Source organism: Algoriphagus sp. NF, from assembly GCF_028823735.1.
Lineage (GTDB): Bacteria > Bacteroidota > Bacteroidia > Cytophagales > Cyclobacteriaceae > Algoriphagus > Algoriphagus marincola.
This window is the reverse complement of record NZ_JAPEIB010000004.1, coordinates 79,109-98,278: the sequence shown is the minus strand read 5'-3', so window position 1 is coordinate 98,278 and position 19,170 is coordinate 79,109. Positions and strand designations below refer to the sequence as shown.

Annotated in this window: 19 protein-coding genes; 5 read left to right on the top strand and 14 right to left on the bottom strand. The window is 40.6% G+C overall.

Going from position 1 to position 19,170, the window contains the following annotated elements:
- Positions 1–77: 77 nt before the first annotated feature.
- Positions 78–2,678: a serine/threonine-protein kinase gene (locus tag OU792_RS02980; RefSeq protein ID WP_274669420.1), complete on the top strand. Its 2,601-nt coding sequence runs from the start codon at positions 78–80 to the stop codon at positions 2,676–2,678.
- A 25-nt stretch (positions 2,679–2,703) separates the two neighbouring features.
- On the opposite strand, the gene OU792_RS02975 is transcribed toward OU792_RS02980, so the two are convergent.
- From OU792_RS02975 to OU792_RS02965, 3 genes are all read right to left on the bottom strand, one after another.
- A complete protein-coding gene (locus tag OU792_RS02975; protein WP_274669419.1) occupies positions 2,704–4,239 on the bottom strand; it encodes a thiol-activated cytolysin family protein in 1,536 nt (511 codons plus the stop codon).
- Between the two features lie 132 nt (positions 4,240–4,371).
- Positions 4,372–5,136, bottom strand: a complete 765-nt coding sequence (locus OU792_RS02970) for an NYN domain-containing protein (RefSeq protein ID WP_026945964.1) — start codon at positions 5,134–5,136, stop codon at positions 4,372–4,374.
- A gap of 59 nt (positions 5,137–5,195) precedes the next feature.
- On the bottom strand, positions 5,196–6,083 hold the full coding sequence (locus OU792_RS02965) for a dienelactone hydrolase family protein (RefSeq protein ID WP_133391992.1): 888 nt from the start codon (positions 6,081–6,083) through the stop codon (positions 5,196–5,198).
- Positions 6,084–6,379: 296 nt separating this feature from the next.
- Between OU792_RS02965 and OU792_RS02960 the strand changes: the two genes are divergently transcribed.
- Positions 6,380–6,946, top strand: a complete 567-nt coding sequence (locus OU792_RS02960; protein ID WP_026945962.1) for a Pycsar system effector family protein — start codon at positions 6,380–6,382, stop codon at positions 6,944–6,946.
- An 11-nt stretch (positions 6,947–6,957) separates the two neighbouring features.
- Here the strand turns inward: OU792_RS02960 and OU792_RS02955 are convergent, their stop codons facing one another.
- The 8 genes from OU792_RS02955 to OU792_RS02920 all read right to left on the bottom strand — a co-directional run bounded on the left by OU792_RS02955 (position 6,958) and on the right by OU792_RS02920 (position 13,939).
- Positions 6,958–7,203: a hypothetical protein gene (locus tag OU792_RS02955; protein ID WP_100627269.1), complete on the bottom strand. Its 246-nt coding sequence runs from the start codon at positions 7,201–7,203 to the stop codon at positions 6,958–6,960.
- Positions 7,204–7,255: 52 nt separating this feature from the next.
- On the bottom strand, positions 7,256–7,672 hold the full coding sequence (msrB, locus tag OU792_RS02950; RefSeq protein WP_274669418.1) for a peptide-methionine (R)-S-oxide reductase MsrB: 417 nt from the start codon (positions 7,670–7,672) through the stop codon (positions 7,256–7,258).
- A 25-nt stretch (positions 7,673–7,697) separates the two neighbouring features.
- Complete coding sequence (locus tag OU792_RS02945; protein WP_134202048.1) at positions 7,698–8,063, bottom strand: magnesium citrate secondary transporter; 366 nt, start codon at positions 8,061–8,063, stop codon at positions 7,698–7,700.
- Positions 8,063–8,347 (bottom strand): class I tRNA ligase family protein, encoded by a 285-nt coding sequence (locus OU792_RS02940; RefSeq protein WP_024282101.1) that lies wholly within the window; start codon positions 8,345–8,347, stop codon positions 8,063–8,065. Before OU792_RS02940 ends, OU792_RS02945 begins: the two co-directional genes overlap by 1 nt.
- Positions 8,348–8,549: 202 nt before the next feature.
- Entirely contained in the window at positions 8,550–10,925 is a 2,376-nt protein-coding gene (locus OU792_RS02935) for a penicillin acylase family protein (RefSeq protein ID WP_274669417.1), read from the bottom strand.
- A 61-nt stretch (positions 10,926–10,986) separates the two neighbouring features.
- The gene (locus OU792_RS02930; protein ID WP_274669416.1) at positions 10,987–12,171 is read right to left on the bottom strand and encodes an aspartate aminotransferase family protein; all 1,185 of its coding nucleotides are present in this window, start codon (positions 12,169–12,171) and stop codon (positions 10,987–10,989) included.
- Positions 12,172–12,180: 9 nt separating this feature from the next.
- On the bottom strand, positions 12,181–13,077 hold the full coding sequence (locus OU792_RS02925) for a class I SAM-dependent methyltransferase (protein ID WP_274669415.1): 897 nt from the start codon (positions 13,075–13,077) through the stop codon (positions 12,181–12,183).
- 34 nt (positions 13,078–13,111) lie between these two features.
- On the bottom strand, positions 13,112–13,939 hold the full coding sequence (locus OU792_RS02920) for an SDR family NAD(P)-dependent oxidoreductase (protein WP_274669414.1): 828 nt from the start codon (positions 13,937–13,939) through the stop codon (positions 13,112–13,114).
- Positions 13,940–14,091: 152 nt separating this feature from the next.
- Here OU792_RS02920 and OU792_RS02915 point away from each other — a divergent pair, with 152 nt between their 5' ends.
- The 3 genes from OU792_RS02915 (at position 14,092) to OU792_RS02905 (ending at position 16,343) form a co-directional block, all read left to right on the top strand.
- A complete protein-coding gene (locus tag OU792_RS02915; protein WP_274669413.1) occupies positions 14,092–14,934 on the top strand; it encodes a 1-acyl-sn-glycerol-3-phosphate acyltransferase in 843 nt (280 codons plus the stop codon).
- Positions 14,935–15,010: 76 nt separating this feature from the next.
- Positions 15,011–15,976 carry a GNAT family N-acetyltransferase gene (locus OU792_RS02910; protein ID WP_274669412.1) on the top strand — a complete coding sequence of 322 codons (966 nt, stop codon included), beginning with the start codon at positions 15,011–15,013 and terminating at the stop codon, positions 15,974–15,976.
- Positions 15,969–16,343, top strand: a complete 375-nt coding sequence (locus OU792_RS02905; protein WP_134202056.1) for a CoA-binding protein — start codon at positions 15,969–15,971, stop codon at positions 16,341–16,343. Before OU792_RS02910 ends, OU792_RS02905 begins: the two co-directional genes overlap by 8 nt.
- Here OU792_RS02905 and OU792_RS02900 read toward each other — a convergent pair.
- From OU792_RS02900 to OU792_RS02890, 3 genes are read right to left on the bottom strand one after another with little or no spacing between them, the layout of a single operon-like run.
- On the bottom strand, positions 16,324–17,208 hold the full coding sequence (locus tag OU792_RS02900; RefSeq protein ID WP_274669411.1) for a Brp/Blh family beta-carotene 15,15'-dioxygenase: 885 nt from the start codon (positions 17,206–17,208) through the stop codon (positions 16,324–16,326). The two genes, OU792_RS02905 and OU792_RS02900, sit on opposite strands and share 20 nt — an antisense overlap.
- The gene (locus tag OU792_RS02895; protein ID WP_274669410.1) at positions 17,195–18,334 is read right to left on the bottom strand and encodes a lycopene cyclase family protein; all 1,140 of its coding nucleotides are present in this window, start codon (positions 18,332–18,334) and stop codon (positions 17,195–17,197) included. Before OU792_RS02895 ends, OU792_RS02900 begins: the two co-directional genes overlap by 14 nt.
- 45 nt (positions 18,335–18,379) lie before the next feature.
- Positions 18,380–19,129 carry a bacteriorhodopsin-like gene (locus OU792_RS02890; protein WP_026945949.1) on the bottom strand — a complete coding sequence of 250 codons (750 nt, stop codon included), beginning with the start codon at positions 19,127–19,129 and terminating at the stop codon, positions 18,380–18,382.
- Positions 19,130–19,170: the final 41 nt, after the last annotated feature.

Below are 19,170 nucleotides of genomic sequence, written 5' to 3'. Positions count from 1 at the left end.
GAACTTAGATTCTGTATAAAACTCCTTTTTAAAACCTGTACCTATTTATCAAATGAATTTTTTAAAAAGTAAATAAAATGAAGAGAGGAGATGGAAAGTGGGAAGAGGTTTCAGGACTTTTTCATGAATTAACTGAGCTTTCCGAAACTGATAGGAAAGCTCGACTCCAAGAAATTGCTGAAGATAATCCTGCTCTTTATGATCAGCTTACCGATTTGCTTGAAGCTGATTTAGATTCCCATCCTATTTTCAAGGGGGGTACAGGTAGTGTCTTTTCTATTTTGGATAATGATCATGAGCTTATTAATGAATCAATAGGTCCATTTCAACTCAAGGAGCTGGTCGGTCAAGGGGCAATGGGGACCGTGTTTAAAGGTATTCGGGTGGATGGTCAGTTTGATCAGGTGGTGGCAATCAAATTGATGAAACCATTGATGATCAATCCTGCTTATCGTAGTTTCTTTGATCGGGAAAGACAAATTCTTGCAAAGCTCAATCATCCCAATATTGGCAGATTATATGATGGAGGTTTTACCGAAGACGAGAGACCATTTTTTACCATGGAGTGGGTTGCAGGTAATAATCTTCTAGATTATTGCAGTATTAATAACCTTGGACTTATGGAGCGCCTGAAACTTTTCAAGCAAGTCTGCCATGCATTACAGTATGCCCATCAATCGATGATTGCCCATCTTGATATCAAGCCACAAAATATAATTGTGAATGGGGATGGCCAGGTGAAGTTGCTCGATTTTGGAGTATCTCAAATGATGGAAGAAGGAAATGAGCAGGAGGGGAGCTTTACCTTAGCCTATGCCTCTCCAGAGCAGATTGAAAGAAATCACCCAAATACGGTTTCGGATATTTATTCATTGGGTGTTGTCTTGTTTGAGTTGCTTTGTGGCTATCATCCTTTCAAACAGTATTTCGAAGACCCCACTGCATTGAAGAAAGCAGTGCTTGAAGGAAATGGAGCCAACTTTAAACTATTAAAAGAATTTGGATCGGTTGCCTTTGCAGATGATCTGTCATTGATTTGCATGAAGGCGATGGAAAAGTATCCGGATGATCGCTATGCTTCTGTCGATGAGCTTGTCAGGGATTTGGAAAATTTTGAGCAAACCTATCCCATTCTTGCACATCGGGAGGATTGGTCCTATCGCGCTAAAAAATACATCCGAAGAAATCGTACCATTCTAGTAGTAGTGAACACCGCAGTATTATTGTTAGTGGCGCTTGGTGTGTTTTATACCTTTCAATTAAGGGAACAGCGAAATATAGCTTTGGCAGAGGCCAAGCGAGCTAATCAGATCACTAATCTGATTACGGACGTTTTTTCGTCAGCAGATCCCAATATCGGAGGGGCTGATACGATTACGGCAGTTCAGCTTTTGGATCAAGGTCTGATTAATTTAGAGAAAAACCTGGGCGATGATCCCGCACTTTATTCTGACATGCTTATGCGGTTGGGACCTGTTTATTTGGCTTTGGGACAATATGAAAAAGCAAAAAGATCGATCGACGAGGCTTATGAAATAAATCTGAACCTTCCCGATGTTTCGCCCGAAACGCTTGCAAGAAATGAGCTTTTGATTTCGAGTACATTTTTTATGTACGGAGTACTTGATTCATCTCAGTTTTTTTCTGAAAAGGCCATTAGGAGACTTTCTGATGCGGGCATTAAAGATGGAGATGTTTTGTCTGCCGCTTTTCTGGAGTTGGGTACTGCCTATTATGACATGGCAAATTACTCCCAGGCTGATTCAGCTTTAAGTATTGGACTTCAATTATCGATGCAGGAGTATACTTCACCCGATATTGAATTAGCCACTTTACTACACATGAAGGGAGCAACAGCCAGAAAATTAGACCGATTGGACTCTGCTCGTAAATACCTGAATGAGTCTTTGGAGATGAAAAGGAAGCTTTTTGATGAGCCTCATCTGGAAATAGCCTATGCCTATAATTATTTTGGGAGCTTTTACCAAGATTTAGGGGACTATGAGCAGGCTCTTGAATATGTGAAAAAATCACTCGAACAGAGACAGGCTATTCTCGGCGATTATCATGTAGAGACAGTAGCTAGTTTGGGAAATATGGGAAGGACTTTAATTGGCCTTGGTCAGCCGAGAGAAGCGGTTCCTTATTATCAATCTGCAATTTCTGTTATAGATTCTATTTTTGGGACCTCTCATTATTATTATGGTGCGCTTAAAGGCAGTTTGGGAAATGCCTATTATGCTTCTGGAGATTTGAAAAATGCCCGAGAGGTTTTTGAAATCAGCCTTAAAGTTTTTGATGAACTTTTATCCGAAAGAGATCCTAGAAAAGCTAGTCCAAGAATGAACCTTGGCAAAATAGCAATGGATGAATTGCGATATCAGGATGCAAAAATTTATTTTCAGGAAAGTTTAAAAATCAGGCAAGATCTATTACCAGAGAACCATATTCAAATCGCCCAAAGCCAACAAGCTTTTGGTGGGTGCTTGCTAGCGATGGGAGATTTTTCTACCGCCATAGATTTTCTTGAAGATGCTCTGAAGATTTTTCAGGCGGATTCTGATTCTAATTCCGAAGAAATTTCAAAAGTAAATAGTCAATTAGCACAGGCTTATCTTCAAATCGGTAATCAGGAAAAGGCAACTTACTATGAGCAACTTATAACGGCCAGAGAATAGAATACATTCTCTGGCCAAATTTGATTTAACAGCTGACCTGGTTGATGAAGATTTTAGTTTTCAAAGCGTTCTGAGTAGTCTCCAGACATACCTGAGTCGGTTTACTGTAAGTATTGTCTGCCAAAAACTTCCACTTAAATCCATCCTGATACTCGACAGTCAGTCGGATTCCGAATGCACCAGCTGGGATTGTTTTTGCTGTTTTTGTATTGGTTTTGATATCACCACTGGAGATGGTCCTGTTGTATGTGATTCCATTTTCCTTGGTCTTATAGGTGATAGTGAAGCGGACATCTACTCCAAGGAATCCATTTCTATTGTTCAAAGTCACTTCTTTAGCAGGATGCTTTTTCTCCTGGCAGGTTTTTACTTGATATTCGGTGGTATATCCTAATTTAGCTGTTGTGTTGTCACTTAAGTAGTGCAACTTGTAGGAGATAGGTACCCCTGGATTGTTTCGTGAATAGACTGCATTATCTCCTGTGATGATGTAGTTCAGATCTGCAAAGTTTTTGGCATTGACAGCCTCAGAAGCCACCGAAGCATTTCCTCCTATGGTCACCACAGTAATGCTGGACTTGTTAAGAATTGACTTGTATTTCGCTTCAATAGTACCTGATACATTGGTTAATCCAGTGGCATAGTTCATCGCACCTTCCAACTCTGCATCTGTAGCTGATTCAGTTGTTGTCATTCTAAACATAATGATCCGGCCATAATTGACCGCCTGAACATATGCTGGGGGAGAGTTTGGACCGAATTTTTGTTCGATCTCCGTCAAGCTGGCATCGGGTCCAAAAACCTGTCCGGGATTGGTCGGCGGATCCATGGTCACTGAATAAAAAACCTGCTTAAATGACATCATTGCTACCCGTTCGGTGGTAGTAGACTCAAAATTGAATTGGGTTTCCACATCACCTCGGGCCCATTCCACATTGAGGCCGATATCCATACTTACTTGCCGGCTGCTGTAAGAAGTGCGCGCGATATAGCTGGAATTGGCGGCGTTCACATATCCTTCCTGATAGGCATTCGCATTCCACCATTCAAGTGCCTCATCAATTTTTGTCTGAACATCAGAGTTAGAAGGACTTTCGACATTTAGGGACCCATTTTCCCCCATTCCAGGAAGGTCAATCCTTAAAGTCATGGGAGCACGGTCAACTGCAGCGGGTGTAGGCAAACCGCCCAGTGTAGCTTCATCTGCAATAACTAAGGCTCCGGGGAAGATGATCCCGTTTGTCGGCCTAAGAATGGCGATGTCCTCGAAATTGTTTTTGAGATCGTATTGAATCGTTCGGCATTCGAGAGTGCCTCCGTCAATGGGACTTCCATTTACCTTATTGCTTGTTTCTGTCCGCTGAGAGCCACCTGAAATATTCTGAACGTTTAAGAGACTACTATTATCAGAGGGCATATTCCTCAAATAGTCGGTAATTGATTCTGCGTCAGGAGATATAAGAATAGGGTCTTCACCGCCTCCTATATCACAGGCAGTAAAACTTAAGGTAAGTGCGAAGGCCAAAATCACCTTCAATTTGTTTTGAAATAATGCTTTCATGGCGTATAGATTTTTGGTTGTATATCTATAGGCGACAAAAGCGTAGGAAAGTGGTAACGGGATTTCGAAGAAAAATTGACTTTTTTTGAAAAAGTGCTTTAAACGGCTACAAACGCATTATTTTCTTTTAAATTATTTCAACTTTACGAGTGGATAGTTCAAGCCATTGACCTCATTTCTGACAACGGTGTACTTATTCAGGCTCTTGAAAAGCTCTGTCAGGTTTCGAAAACCAAAGGTTCTTGGGTCAAAACTAGGGTCTATTTTACGAAGGGAGGCTCCGATTTTAGCAATGTGAATTTCCTCCTCTTCATCGCTTGCCGAAATATCAAATGCACGGTCAATCAAACGTAAATCCAGTTTGGGGTAGGGGCGTTTTGATTTTTTAGGAGTTGATGATTTGACGACATTTGGTCTATCGGCTTTCTTATCATCCTTAATTTCCTCAGCCTCATCTTCTTCCCCTAAGTTTTCGGCAAAGGTGAAAATCTCACAGGACTGAACAAAAGCCAATGGAGTGATCCGTCGACCTATTCCCATCACAAACATTCCTTCCTCGCGAATCCGCTTCGCCAAGCCAGTATAATCTGAGTCGGAGGATACGATACAGAATCCGTCCACGGAATTGCCGTGAAGAATATCCATGGCATCGATGATCAAAGAGCTGTCCGTGGAGTTCTTACCAGTGGTGTAGGCAAACTTTTGAATTGGATTGAAGGAGTATTGATTGATCACCTCCTTCCATCCATTCATATGCGGAGTGGTCCAATCTCCGTATATCCTTCGAATGGTCGCTTTTCCATATTTTGATACTTCATCCAAGATTTCCTTGACCAGCCTGGCAGATGCATTATCCCCATCAATCAAGACAGCCAAATTGAATTTTTTTTCTTGCATAAGATTACGTTACTGATTTAATAAAGAAGGGGCTCAATCGCCCCTTTCATTCTGAGAGTTTATTTAAGATTTTCTTTGAAAAAGGCAATTGTACGCTCCCAAGCTAGATTTGCAGCTTTTTCATCATAGCGAGGAGTGGTATTGTTGTGAAAGCCATGGTTGACGCCATCATACATGTGCATCACATAATCTACCCCATTCGCCTTTAGCGCTTCTTCATAGGCTGGCCAACCAGCATTGACCCGCTCATCAAGGCTCGCATACTGAATCATCAAAGGGGCTTTGATTTGAGCTGCTTCTTCCGCAGAAGGTTGTCCTCCATAGAAGGGAACGGCTGCTTTGAGGTCTGGAAGCCTCACCGCCATCATATTCGATATCCAGCCACCAAAACAAAAGCCCACTACACCTACATTGCCATCGCAATCCGGATGGTTTTTCAAATACTCGAATGCCGCGATAAAATCCTCAAGCATCTCATCACGAGATCTTTCCCGCTGCATGGTTCTACCTTCGTCATCATTCCCAGGATATCCACCCAAAGGCCAAAGCGCATCGGGAGCAATCGAAATAAAACCTGCTACTGCACATCGACGTCCCACATCTTCAATGTAAGGATTGAGCCCTCTATTTTCATGAACTACTACGATACCGGGAAATTTACCGCTTCCTGCAGGCTTAGACAGCAAACCTCTAATTTCACCTCCGCCTTTTGGCGAGTTATAAAAAACATAGTCTGAGCTTTGCATTCGCTCATCAGAAGGCTCCACCGTAGCAGTAGTCATATAATCAGGCATCATGGTACTCATGAGTGTGGTCAGCGTGATTCCGCCTACAGCATAGGCCGATAGTTTTTCCATGAATGTCCTTCTGTCTAGCTGGTTATGAGCATAGTAGTCATAGAGGTCATAGACTTCCTGTGGAATATCTTCTTTGTTGAGTTTTTTCATTGGATATAGTGGTTATTTGTAGCTAATAAAATTCCTTAAGTTTATAAATCATCACCCTGTAGAAAGATTAATTCCTTGGTTCAATTTCATTTTTTGAGAAAATAGCTTAAATCTTTGAATTAATTAAGGGAAATTCTATCGACGGATAAATTCTATTCTGAAGCTTAGGTTCTTTTAGAATCTTGGAAATACGATCATCTTTCCCCAAATATTCAATAGAATTCCTTGAATACTTTTATGAGAAGATGAACCTAGCTTGTCTGAATTTTATTAATTTGACCAATAAAATTTCTTTTATGGAAGAACAGGTTCCAAAGATCAAGCTAAAAGACAAAACCAGCCGTGAAAGGCAGACTTTTTTCAGAGTTACCTTCAATACCAATTCACAGTTGCTCAAAATTGCCGATAACAAGGCCAATATCGTCATTAGTATTAATGCGCTGGTTATTTCATCCATGGTGGCCTTGGTAGGTTACGGATCCGTATCGAATCAACTCGATATGCAGAATTTTATGATGCTTACCCCGATCATTTTATTTGTCTTGATGTGTTTGATCTCCACCATTTTGGCAGTTCAGGCAGCCAAACCAAAAATCGTCGGAAAGTCCGATAACTTGACTATAGAAAATAGGTCTTTGATATTTTTTGGGTCAGTCTCGTATTTCAGTAAGGACGAATATATCCAAAAAATCCACGATGCGATGGCTTCACGTGATGCAATCATGGACCAAATGTCATCATCACTGTACTATCAAAGTCTCGTTTTGAATCAAAAATATAGGCTCCTTAGTAGAGCATATCAGGTGTTTATGCTGGGACTGACAATTGGCGTTTTGGCTTTTATTATCCAGTTGGTCTATTGAGCAAAGGAAGATTATTTTTTCTTGGTTTGTTTAGCTCTCGCTTTTGCACGCTCAATGGTATTCTTTCGATATTCCTCATCTTCATAATACCTTTTTCGGCTTTTGCTTAGAGTGTACTCCTTATATTCAGAGTCTTTTTGATACTTTTCCCGATATCGTTTTCTTGTCTTCTCCCTGAATTCAGCATCTTCTTCGTACCGTTTCTTAGCTCGGGCTAGGATCTTCTCTTTATTTTTCAAATAATATTCCGATGGCATAGTGCAATGTGTCGTTTTTTGAAAATTAAAAAATAAAATTTTCACTCAAAAATCAACTTCCTTTAAAATCCATACTTCTCGAATTGATGCAGTAACGAATACCTCCTTGATCCTTGGGACCATCAGGGAATCGATGTCCCAAGTGTGAACCACAATTGCCACAAAGAATTTCTTCGCGAACCATGAAATGGGAATAATCCATCTGAATATCTATTGCCTCCGGTTTGACTGGTTCCGTAAAGCTAGGCCAGCCACAGCCGCTATCATATTTTTTTGAGGAATGAAAAATCTCATTTCCGCATGCCTTGCATTCATAGATTCCCGTGTCATGATTAAGGTAATATTCACCAGTAAATGGTCTTTCAGTACCTTTTTCTACCAAAATATGATAAGATTCTGAGTCTAATTTCTGTCTGAGTTCTTCTGGATTAAGTTTTACAGGGTATTCCTTTTTTTCTTTCTTTTTCATAATTAAAAAACAGCTAAGGGCCTACTTAGTTTGAATTCTTTTTAGGGTTGATTCCGAGGTAAAAAACCACTGTTCCTACTAAGTAACAAAAGATATCCCAATAATCTCTGGTGTAAGTATCCGAATAAGCCGGTAGAAACCACTCAAATGCAACTGAGACATACAAAAATCCGACGGTCACTTGGGTCATGGTAAATCGAAAATTGTCTTTCTTTGGATGAATCCATTGGAAAATCTGCAAAGTTAAGCCCAGGATCACGGGCATGGCTAATAGGTCATCTAGATAGGAGTATAGAAAGGGGAAGCTCTCAAACGACCAGTATTCCACTGCTTGATTGATCCAAAAAATCAGGCAGCATGTGATAAAAATCGGGTTTTTGAAGATGCGCATTATCCGGGTAAAGCTGCAATAAGCCAAAGAATAAATGTCATGATAGCCATAAAAACCGTGTAGAATCCATTTCCTACTTTTTTGAAAAACTTGACTAAGGATGTATCAGATTCTTTGATGTAGAACATCCACTCTTCCTCATTCTTTTTCTTTTCGTCTTTTCTGACTTTATCTCTTTTTACTTCTACGGGACTTAGGTTTTTGCCACAGTGATCACAGGTGTCATCAATATTTTGATTCCACTCAGACCAATTTCCGCAGTGTGGGCATTTTTTCTGTCCCATTCAAATTTTGTTTTTTTACTGTGTCGATTGCCTAAAGAATGGTTGTTTAGGCAAGACGATTTTTTCCTTCGATTATCAATGGAGAAGGGGCTCATCGTATCGAATCATCTTAAAATATAAACCAATCATTGTATGCCCCCCAATTATTTTACCTATTCTATCCTCTTCTTTTTAATTCACAAACAGGATAAGTATCGAAAGCTTATCTCGGTGTCATTATAAGAGAATCTTTAGCACTTTCAACTATTTCATTTTTATCCATTAATTGATAGCGGTATTTTCCTTTTGTATAGAGGGAAGCCTGATCCCGGTAGTGTTTGCTGAATCTATTTCCACTTTGACCTGTAGGCAATACCGAAAGCGAGCGATCTGCATCCATGAAGTCTAGCAATATCCGCATAGCCGGTCCCGAAGTCACTTTGTAAATACCTTCTCCATTGAGTTTAAATGCCAATTTATTGACTGATTCGTCATTTGCTGGAACTGGGTCAGTTTTTACATTGAATATCTTGTCTAGTGGTTTTTGGCTACCTAATGGATGTGGGTGTTCCAATATCACTGCTTTTTCCCAATCCCAGGAATTTATGTTATCCCCAAACTGGGCTTCTAGCTCTTGCAGGGTGATTTTAAGGCTCTCTGAAAAAATTTGAGATGCATTTTCTTTTTCGGAAGTGTTTACCTTATCCCACCAAGGATGGTTAAAATTTCGAATAAAAGGCAAATTTGAGCGGATCATCACAAAGGATCCTAAATAGCTTTCGAAAGCTTCCTTTCCAAGCTCATCTTCCATAGCCAATCTAAGAACGTGGTAAAGCCACTTATAATAGATAGTAGGAATTGAAGAGCTGAGTTCATGATTTCCATCCCAGTTTTCCAACAAGCTTTTGACCCGTTCTTTCCCCTCGAAATCAAAATCGGGAATTTGACTTAACATGATTTTGGCAATCTGGGCATGATCGGTATTCATTACCTCAAGTTGAATCGCTTTCATTTCTTGGATAGTCCAATCGTCCTTGGAATTGATTGCATCTGCAATTCGCTTCCAGCGTTCTCCCGGGAAATAATATCCAGGGTACAGTACGCCGTTTTGAAGGGTGTCGGGTTGATTATTTGCAGAGGCTACAAAACCCGATGGTGGGTTGATGCTCCTTGGGTTTAAGCTGAATGGGTACCATCCTTGAGGCATGCTTTCAGGATCAGAGCCATCAGCAAAAATTTTGGAATGGACCTTTTCGGAGCGGATGGGTAACTTTCCTGCTGCCCACCAGGCAATATTGCCAAGACTATCACCATACATGATATTTAGCCCCGGAGCATGTATCAGAGATGCAGCTGCTTCCATATCCTCCAAGTCCTGTGCGTGGTTGATTTGGTAGATGGATTCCAAAGCACGGGTTGGTTCCATCGTATATACCCACCAGCTGCTTACAGGATTATCAGTCAAAGAAGCAATTTCAGGTACGACAGAATTCACGATAGGTCCATGAATGGTCTCTTTTATTTCAATTTCTACCGGGTCCTGACCTTTAACAGAAATAATATCTTTTCTCACACTGAAGGGTAGAAACTCATCGCCAAATTGATATTCATTCGAATTATTCGGATTCAATTTGATTTCAAAAAAGTCTTGATCGTCATTTTCAAACATCGTCAGTCCTACGCTGTGATGCCTGCTATGTCCTACCAATCCAAAAGGAACTCCGGCTAAATGGTTTCCATAAAAACTGAATCCCTGATACTCTATGTGTGCTTCATACCAAACAGAGGGAGATGAAAACCCGATGTGAGTATCATTGGCAAAAATGACTTTTCCGCTCTTGGTTTTGCTCCCAGAAACCACCCATCCGTTAGATCCTTCCAATAAAGGGACAGGTAACTTTTCCAGTAGGCTGCTTAAATTTCCATTAGGCTCACTATCAGGATAAAAATTCGGGATGAAATGATGCTCGGGTAAAGTTTCTATCGAGAGTGCTTCCAGATACTCCTCTCCCAATTCACGAGTCATTTTGGTGATCAATGGATCGGTTTTTAGAGCCATTCCAAATGTAAAGGACATATAACCAATAATTCCATGAATATCATTGATGGTGAATTCTCTAGGCTTTTCACCGAGCAGTAAATATTCCACAGGTAGAGTGCCATTTTGAATAAATTCATTGACCCCGGACATGTAGGCTTCTGTGGCAGTTTTCCAAGGTGAATCAGGCTGGGAATTCCAGAATTCTGTGGATGTTTGGGCATGTTTCGGAATACCGAGTGTTCTGAAAAATTGATCAATTTCGACCACATCGGGACCGAGAAACTCAGCCAAAGTTCCTGTGCCTACTCTTCGCATCATTTCTAATTGGAAAAGTCTATCTTGAGCGTGAAGGTATCCTAAAGCGCGATAGGCATCCGATGCGTCCGAGGCATAAATATGCGGTATACCATACTCATCAAAATAAGCGGTGGTCTCCTCTGAAAGTCCATTGATTTCAATTTCCCCCTTATATTGAGGAGAGTGGAGGAAGATAAAAACCAAAAGACTCAAGGCGAGAAGTAACACTAAGCCTCCCAAAAAGGCACCGACCTTTCTCATAGTAATCAAAGTTTTTAGTGGGTCCTAATTAAGAAAAAAATGAGCAGTTTTTCGGCTAAGATCAACTCAATTCTTCCACCGCTTGAAGAATAATTTTACACGCATTCCGTATTTCTTCTTCGGTAATGACCAAAGGCGGAGCAATTCGCATAGAATCATCACAAAACAGAAACCAGTCGGTGATTACACCGAGTTCGATCGCCCGATCGATGATAGGTTTCAATACCTCAAAGGATTCAAATTCCACAGCCATCATCAGGCCTTTATTCCGAATACCTTTTATTTTTGGATGGACCAAAAGCTTTTTAAATAGATTAGCTTTTTCTTCTACTTGATCTATGAGCCTTTCTTCCTGCAAAATCTGAATAGTGGCTAGAGAAGCAGCTGCACTGACGGGATGTCCTCCAAAAGTGGTGATATGACCGAGCAGCGGGTTGTTTTTGAAGGAGGCCATGACTTTCTGATTGGCAATGAAGGCCCCAATTGGCATTCCTCCTCCCATTCCCTTTGCGCAGACTACCATATCAGGTACTATTTCGAAATGTTCAAAAGCCCAAAACTTACCTGTTCTTCCGAACCCTGCCTGAATTTCATCCAAAACCAACAAAGTTCCCGTTTCATCACATCGTTTTCTGAGCGCCTGAAAGTATTCTTTGCATGCTACTCTGATTCCCGCTTCTCCCTGAATCGTTTCTACAAAAACGGCTGCTGTTTTTTCAGTAATCTGATCGAGATGAGAATAAGCACCATACACGATATTGCTGATACCAGGAAGTAAGGGACGATAAGCTCTTTTGAAAATCTCATTGCCGCCAATACTCAATGCACCGTGAGAGCTTCCATGGTAGGCATTCACACAGGAGATCAGTTCTGAGCGTCCCGTATATCTCTTGGCTAATTTCATCGCCCCTTCAATCGCCTCCGAACCACTGTTGACCAAATACACATTGTTCAAGTGATCTGGAAGGGTATCACAGAGGGCCTTTGCTAGAAGTGTCTGCGGGCTTTGGACATATTCCCCATACACCATGAGGTGGAGGTACTTGTCCAATTGTCCCTGAATAGCTTGAAGAACCTTCGGGTGGCGATGGCCTACATTGCTGACACCAATTCCTGAGATCAAATCAATATATTTCCTGTCTTCGGGACCGAATAGGTAGATCCCTTCAGCTTTTTCTACTTCTATCAAAAGAGGAAAATCTGTGGTTTGTGCTAGATGACTGAGAAATAGTTGGCGATGATTCATAAAGGGATTTTAGAAACTTCGAAAGCGGTAGAAAACACCGAGTGGAAGCTTTTTGCCAAAGGAGTCCTTGAGAAAGAGCTCTCCGTGTTCGGCATTTTTAATGTTTTTGAAATTTGATTGAACCAAGTTGACGGCAATCAGTGAGGAGAAGCTCAGTGAATACATGTTCAAAAGCAAGAAGTTATTCACCGGGTCCAATATTTCCGAACAGATTTTCAGCATTTCATTGATTTGCTCCTCCAAAATCCATTTTTCTCCATCAGGTCCACGGCCATAAGCAGGTGGGTCAAGAATAATACCTTGATAAATATTTCCTCTTCTTGCTTCTCTTTTGATGAATTTCAATGCATCATCCACGATCCATCGAATTCCATCAAGGCCAGATGCCTCCATATTGTGTCGGGACCAAGTCACGACTTGTTTGACAGAATCCAAGTGCGTGACATCAGCTCCTGCTGCCTTTGCTGCTACTGATGCAGCACCGGTGTAGGCAAATAGGTTCAACACCTTTGGTTTTTCTCCAGGAAATGACTGAATACTCTCATACAAGTAATCCCAATTGACCGCCTGCTCTGGAAATAGCCCAATGTGTTTGAAAGAGGTCTGAGCTAGATTAAGCTTTAATTCTAGGCCGGACTGATTTCTATAAGAAATCTGCCAGTTGTGTGGCATTTTTTTCAGTTGCTGCCAGCTTCCTTTTTCTGGGTTGTTCTTCTCTTTGGCAAAGTGAGCATGAGCCTGTCTTTTCCATTCAGATTCAGGCAAGCTTTTATCCCAGATGGCCTGAGGCTCTGGCCGGCTTAGAGTAAAATCGCCAAAGCGTTCCAGTTTTTCGAACCCACCGGTATCTATTAATTCGTAATCATCCCAGGCTCCTGGGCTGAGGGAAAGTATTCGTTCTTCCATGTTTTGTCAAAATCTGAGGACAAAAGTAAGGGTTTTAGATCAGTCCCAACTTTTCGAGGGTCTTTTCACTGAATTCCCAGAGTTCTTCGGCATTGCTAGCGCTAAGACCTGCAGAATTTGGACTCTTCAGTTTCTTCCTCACGTAATAGCCTCCGTTTTTCAATTTGGTTGAATCAGTTTTTGCCAGGAAAAGTGAGTTTTCGGCCCCTTTCTGTGCTGAGATAAAAAACAACTGTGTGGCTCGAATAATTGCTTTTGTAATAGGATCCGTCTCTGATCCAAAGGCTGTTTTTACCGCACCGGGATGGAGACTAAAAGCCGTAATTCCTTCATTTCCATACCGATTTGCTAGTTCTTTTGCCATCAAAATATTGTAGAGTTTGGCTTCTCCATATGCTGTGATGGTACTGCTTACACTTGAAAGTCCAATGTCATTGGATCTGAATTTCCCCAATCGGTGTGCCTCTGAGCTTACTTGGATGACTTTTGCTTTTCCTTTGATAAGGGAGGGGAGAAGCTGATGAGTTAGCAAGAAATGACCCAAATGATTGACAGTAAAAGTCATGTCCAAGCCCTTGTTATTTTTCTTTCCTCCGGGAAACATCCCACCTGCATTATTGATCATCAAATCGATCTTCGGAAACTCCTTGTTGATTTTTTCGCTTGCTGCCTTCACCGATTCGAGGTCCGCAAGGTCAAATTCATATAATTTGAATTTTTCATGATTTGGAAATTTGGCCAGTTTGGATTCAGCCTTCTCTATATTTCGCACTGGCAGAATAAACACTTCAGAATGGTCAAGTAGACCTTTTAGCGTTTCGTATCCTATGCCTGAAGTGCTTCCTGTTAGTACTGTGATCATATTAGTTTTCAATTTGATAAAAAATACTCATTTGGTACTCAATTAGATGAATGAAGCTGAGGCTAATATTGTTTTGGCTATGCTTATTTTTTAAATGAGAAATTGTATTTTTCCAACTGACCAACTCTTAAATCCCGCTAATTCTAAAATTCATGTCGAAAAAATTCATCGATATCGAGAAGGCTATTCATTCCAAAAACCCAAAACTCCTCAAGTGGATGCCGGGCTTTTTGCTTTCTTATATCAAAAATGTCACGCATGAATCTTGGATGAATTCAGTCATGGCCCGTATCGGACATCTCAAAGGGCTGGATTTTGTAGATGCGCTGGTCAAAGAGTTTGAGCTGGACGTGGAGTTGAGGGGTGCTGAGAAGATTCCCAAATCAGGAGGAATTATCATAGCTGCCAATCATCCCCTTGGTGGGATGGATGGGATAGCACTGATGCATGCCATCGGGAGATATCGGAAGGATTTTAGGTTTTTGGTCAATGACCTACTCATGACTTTTGATAATTTTGACCCCTTGTTTATTCCTGTGAATAAACATGGACGGAATTCGGCAGATACCATGAAGAAAATCGATGAAGCCTATTCGGGAGATGGTGTGGTTTTGATTTTTCCGGCAGGCTTAGTCTCAAGAAAGTCAGAAGAAGGAGTGAGGGATTTGACTTGGAGAAAGAGTTTTGTCAACAAGGCGAAAAAGAATAAGAAAAACATTATTCTTTGTTTTATTGAAGGTAAAAATTCTAAATTCTTTTATAATCTCGCGAGTTGGCGAAAAAAACTGGGGATAAAAGCTAATTTAGAAATGTTTTATTTGCCTGATGAAATGTATAAACAACGAGGTCAGAAAGTGACGATCCATCTGGGTGATGTGGTTTCTTTCACGGAGTTGTCGGATGAACATTCAGATATTTATTGGGCAGGAGATTTAAAGAAAAGGGTGTACCAAATCGGAGAAGGTAAAAATCACCACGCGAAGCAAAAAAGCTAACAATCAACAGCTTGCTTCAAATTAGTAGACGACGGTTTGAAAATGAATTTACAAACAGGTGAAACTGGAGCAAAAAATGAGTAAGGAAGAAGCGATTATTCCTGCAGTAGATAAGGAGATTTTGAAGTCAGAGCTTAGCCCTGATCGGTTTTTACGATATACAAATAATGGAAATAATCTAGTCTATCTAGTCAATCATCATAATTCGCCCAATGTGGTGCGAGAAATAGGACGATTGCGTGAACTTACTTTTCGAACAGCAGGAGGCGGGACAGGAAAGAGTCTAGACTTGGATGAAAATGATATTTGTCCTAATTGCTACGAGCAACTGATCACCTGGAATCCTGAAGATGAGGAAATCGTCGCAGGATATCGGCTGATTCATTGCAAAAACGCCGTTTCCGAAGGCGGAAATATCAATCTGTCGACATTCCATCTTTTTGACTTTTCAGATGAATTTGTGAGAAATTACCTGCCTTATACCATTGAATTAGGAAGGTCGTTTGTGCAGCCTAAATACCAACCCAGCATCGATAATCGCAAAGGGATATTCAGTTTGGATAATCTTTGGGATGGGCTTGGAGCGGTCGTTCTGCTTCATCCTGATGTCAAATATCTCTTTGGTAAGGTGACGATGTATCCCCATTATCACAGGGAGGCGAGAGATTTGTTGCTTGTTTTTCTGAATCATTACTTTCCTGACAAAAACAACCTAGTCAACCCAAAGAAGGAAAAGACACTGACCTACGATACCCATATTGGTACAGACCCTGACCCATTTGATGGATTGGATTACAAGGAAGGCTACAAGTTGTTGAATTCACGAGTCCGGTCTTATGGTGAAAATATCCCTCCTTTGATCAATACGTATATGAACCTTTCCCCCACTATGATGACATTTGGTACGGCTTTGAATGATGAGTTTGGGGAAGTCGAGGAGACTGGTATTTTGATTACTTTGGATGATATCTACGAGTCCAAAAAGCATAGACACATGGATACCTTCGAGCGGGATAGAGAATTTGGATCAAGAGATGTCTGAAAAGAAAATTACCTTAATCGTTGGCGCCACAACCAATCCTTCTAGATATGCTTATTCGGCAGCCCAGCTTTTTTATGAAAAAGGGGTTGAGTTTATCCCCATCGGAATCAAATCGGGTCAGGTATTTGGAAAGAAAATTTTAGACCTTCGTGAAAAACCACCTTTAGGCGAGATCCATACCATCACTTTATACATTGGTCCTCAAAATCAGGGTGAATGGATAGATTATTTGATTTCGTTGAAACCGCAGCGTATCATTTTTAATCCAGGAACAGAGAACATGGAATTTGCTCAAAAAGCGAAAAATGAAGGAATTGAGGTTTTGTTTGCCTGTAATCTAGTGATGCTTAGTACCGGGCAGTTTTGAATTTTTTGATAAAGTGATCCATGTAAAATACATGGGGGAAAGAGATTAGGGAGATCAAAATAAAAAACAGAAGTAAAAGCTCACTTTGATCCAAGAATCGCATTCCAAAAAGTAATAAACCGGAGATTCCAACTAGGCTTAAAAGGGTGAAGGGAATTAATTGTTTGACGAATTTGAGAAGGCTATTGTATTGGGGAAAGCGGTTCAAGAATTCGTATTCTAGTCTCATGCTAGGTAAGGCATGCCAAAATCCAAAGTAGACCACAAAACTGATAAAAAGTGGAGCCATGTATAGAAGCGGTGCCAAAATGACAAGGTCTACCAAGCTATCGAATTTGATTTTTCGGAAAGTCCAATATTCGATATTTAATGTCAAAATCAGGGAAACTCCCATCACACTAAAGGAATAAGTTTCCAGAAAGGATACATCGACAATGGGGTCCAAAATGAAAGCTGTCATTTGAAAATCTCCAAATAAGATCACAGAAAGGAAAAAAGATCCCCGAGTGATGAATAAGATTTTACTTCGAACATCCGAATTTTCAATTTTCAGAAAATGTGTTTGACCAAAATGGTAAGCCGAGAAGGCGAGAAAAATCACGAGTGCTACTTGTGGCAGAAAGTACCAAACGACTAGATAAGCACCGATTAGGGACAAATAACGAACTAGAAAAACAATCAATCCCTTAAAGTCAATCGTTGGTTGGGAGGTTAAGTGATCAATGGCTCCATGTGGGATTCCAACGAATAATAAAACCAAGCCCGCAAATCCAAACTCTATATATTGTGGTAGTTCTGGGATCAGTGAAAAGCCCAAACAAACCACCAATCCCAATATTTTGAACAAAGACTCAGTGCTTCTCATAGTACCAGAGGCTTTTGAGGTAAGGGGCAAATCGTACTTTTCGTAAGAGATTGATTTCCTCCCAAAATGAGGTTTTGGCTTGAAGGAAGCGCAGGACATTTTCTGTGGAATTGACGGTAAATAAGTCAAAGAAGACGTTTTCCAGCTGCTCGGGCCATTTTTTTGCAATGTTTAGCAGGATGTTATCGTAGAAAAAATGCCTGCTGGGAATTGATTTTTTGGAAAGTGCTACCTCTGATTCCAGCTCATTGACGAGCTTTTGGCAATGTTCCTGGATAAATTGAAAAGTATAACCAGTGGAAGGTCTTGACCAGCCAGCTCGTGTCCCGATGGGAATCCATCTTTCATGAGTCTGAACCGTTTTATACTGTGTGCTCATGGGGATCGCTCCGGTCTCTTCAAAGTATACCGAATAATCCACATTTTGAAGGTGCTTTTCTAAATATGAATCAAGAGAAGCTTTGAGATTTTCTTTAGGAATAGCTTTCTCCGAATACGCTGTATATTCTACCAAGGCATGCTTGGAGTCGTAAGGTAAAATGTATCCGAACGAGAAGTTTTTTTGATCCTGAGGTAAAATATCCATCAGGGTGACAGCAGAATCATCGAAGAAAGGTTGTTCCGTTTTTATTTTCCAGCCAACAAATTGCTGCTTAAGGATTTTTTGATTTTGAAAGTCACCTTCTTCCAACCTAGAATCTAGTAAATAATCACAAGTGAATGATTCTCCTGAATCTGTTTCGATCTCAAAATTTTGAGAAGCAGGGGAGATGTTTGTTATTTTTCTTTCTAAGAAGGTAATAGAAGGGATACTAGAGAAATAAGCTTTCAGTTCTTTGAAAAAATTGCCAGCCTCAATGTGATAGTAATTTAATTCCCCTAGAGGAAGTATCAATTTGCTTCCATTTTTGGAGAGGTTTAGCTTGTTCCAAAATTTGGTTTCAGACTTTGGCTGAATTTCAAGTGGGCTTTTTGCCCAATAGCACCAGGTTTTGTTTGGGAAGTCATCGCCCATGGGATCGATAACCAATATTCGCTTTGACTTCAATTTACTTTTCGAAAGGTAAAAGAGCATGCTGTATGCTGCGCAACCTCCTCCGGCAAATATGTAGTCGTAGTGAACCATAGTCCATAAATTAGCCTCTCCCCGTGAAGGGAGAGGCGAATCTGATTAAGCAGTGGCAGTTTTGTTTTTAGATGATTCAGTAATAGCTACATAGTAGATTACCAAGCCAAATCCGATTTTGTTGATAGCATCGGCAAGGTTGTAGAATAGGTCAATTGAACTTACTTCAAATGCACCTGAAAGTAGGTTTCCAGGAAGTACCATGTATCCGATTGGATAGATAGACCATCCTAGTGTGATGAAGATTTTCAATAAGAACATTGCTCTTCCCATTGCAGGGCTGTCGCTTTCTTTTGCAAGCTTTGCAACGTCACCAGCGAATACTTCATATACGATGTACAAATAACCTAATGTGGAAATAATACCCCACATGATGTTACTTTCAATACCAGAAGTTTCCCCAATGTAACCAGTTACAAGCATTACTAAAGAAGCAATGATCAATTTGAAAAGTGTACTTCCTTTTGCTCCAAATGGCTTGGTAAGTAGGTAAAACTCAACGCACATCAATGGAACAGTCAGAGTCCAGTCCACATAACGGAAAGCTGTCGGACTAGAACCAGTCTGCAGGTAAAAGTCCCGCATGTAGTAATAGTGTACAGCCGCAATTCCGGTGATAAGACCGGAAACCAATAGAGAAGTTTTCCACTTCCCATCTACAGAACCTCTCTCAACAAAGAAGAAAACTGAGGAGGCAAACATGGCCATGTAACCAATAAAGAAGGTGATGGCGATCGGGTCTGAATTGATGATCTTGTCAAGACCGATCAACTCTGCTGCTAAGGTGATGTTCATTTGGTTATTATTAAGTTTGGTTAAATGATTTTAGATGTAAA

Excerpts from the sequence above, each read along its gene's own strand:
- OU792_RS02980 (WP_274669420.1), top strand. The coding sequence starts at position 78 with ATGAAGAGAGGAGATGGAAAGTGGGAAGAGGTTTCAGGACTTTTTCAT.
- OU792_RS02945 (WP_134202048.1), bottom strand. The coding sequence starts at position 8,063 with ATGCGCATCTTCAAAAACCCGATTTTTATCACATGCTGCCTGATTTTT.
- OU792_RS02935 (WP_274669417.1), bottom strand. The coding sequence starts at position 10,925 with ATGAGAAAGGTCGGTGCCTTTTTGGGAGGCTTAGTGTTACTTCTCGCC.
- OU792_RS02970 (WP_026945964.1), bottom strand. The coding sequence starts at position 5,136 with ATGCAAGAAAAAAAATTCAATTTGGCTGTCTTGATTGATGGGGATAAT.
- OU792_RS02965 (WP_133391992.1), bottom strand. The coding sequence starts at position 6,083 with ATGAAAAAACTCAACAAAGAAGATATTCCACAGGAAGTCTATGACCTC.
- OU792_RS02890 (WP_026945949.1), bottom strand. The coding sequence starts at position 19,129 with ATGAACATCACCTTAGCAGCAGAGTTGATCGGTCTTGACAAGATCATC.
- OU792_RS02940 (WP_024282101.1), bottom strand. The coding sequence starts at position 8,347 with ATGGGACAGAAAAAATGCCCACACTGCGGAAATTGGTCTGAGTGGAAT.
- OU792_RS02920 (WP_274669414.1), bottom strand. The coding sequence starts at position 13,939 with ATGATCACAGTACTAACAGGAAGCACTTCAGGCATAGGATACGAAACG.
- OU792_RS02910 (WP_274669412.1), top strand. The coding sequence starts at position 15,011 with ATGAGTAAGGAAGAAGCGATTATTCCTGCAGTAGATAAGGAGATTTTG.
- OU792_RS02905 (WP_134202056.1), top strand. The coding sequence starts at position 15,969 with ATGTCTGAAAAGAAAATTACCTTAATCGTTGGCGCCACAACCAATCCT.
- msrB (WP_274669418.1), bottom strand. The coding sequence starts at position 7,672 with ATGAAAAAGAAAGAAAAAAAGGAATACCCTGTAAAACTTAATCCAGAA.
- OU792_RS02900 (WP_274669411.1), bottom strand. The coding sequence starts at position 17,208 with ATGAGAAGCACTGAGTCTTTGTTCAAAATATTGGGATTGGTGGTTTGT.
- OU792_RS02895 (WP_274669410.1), bottom strand. The coding sequence starts at position 18,334 with ATGGTTCACTACGACTACATATTTGCCGGAGGAGGTTGCGCAGCATAC.
- OU792_RS02930 (WP_274669416.1), bottom strand. The coding sequence starts at position 12,171 with ATGAATCATCGCCAACTATTTCTCAGTCATCTAGCACAAACCACAGAT.
- OU792_RS02975 (WP_274669419.1), bottom strand. The coding sequence starts at position 4,239 with ATGAAAGCATTATTTCAAAACAAATTGAAGGTGATTTTGGCCTTCGCA.
- OU792_RS02960 (WP_026945962.1), top strand. The coding sequence starts at position 6,380 with ATGGAAGAACAGGTTCCAAAGATCAAGCTAAAAGACAAAACCAGCCGT.
- OU792_RS02915 (WP_274669413.1), top strand. The coding sequence starts at position 14,092 with ATGTCGAAAAAATTCATCGATATCGAGAAGGCTATTCATTCCAAAAAC.
- OU792_RS02925 (WP_274669415.1), bottom strand. The coding sequence starts at position 13,077 with ATGGAAGAACGAATACTTTCCCTCAGCCCAGGAGCCTGGGATGATTAC.
- OU792_RS02955 (WP_100627269.1), bottom strand. The coding sequence starts at position 7,203 with ATGCCATCGGAATATTATTTGAAAAATAAAGAGAAGATCCTAGCCCGA.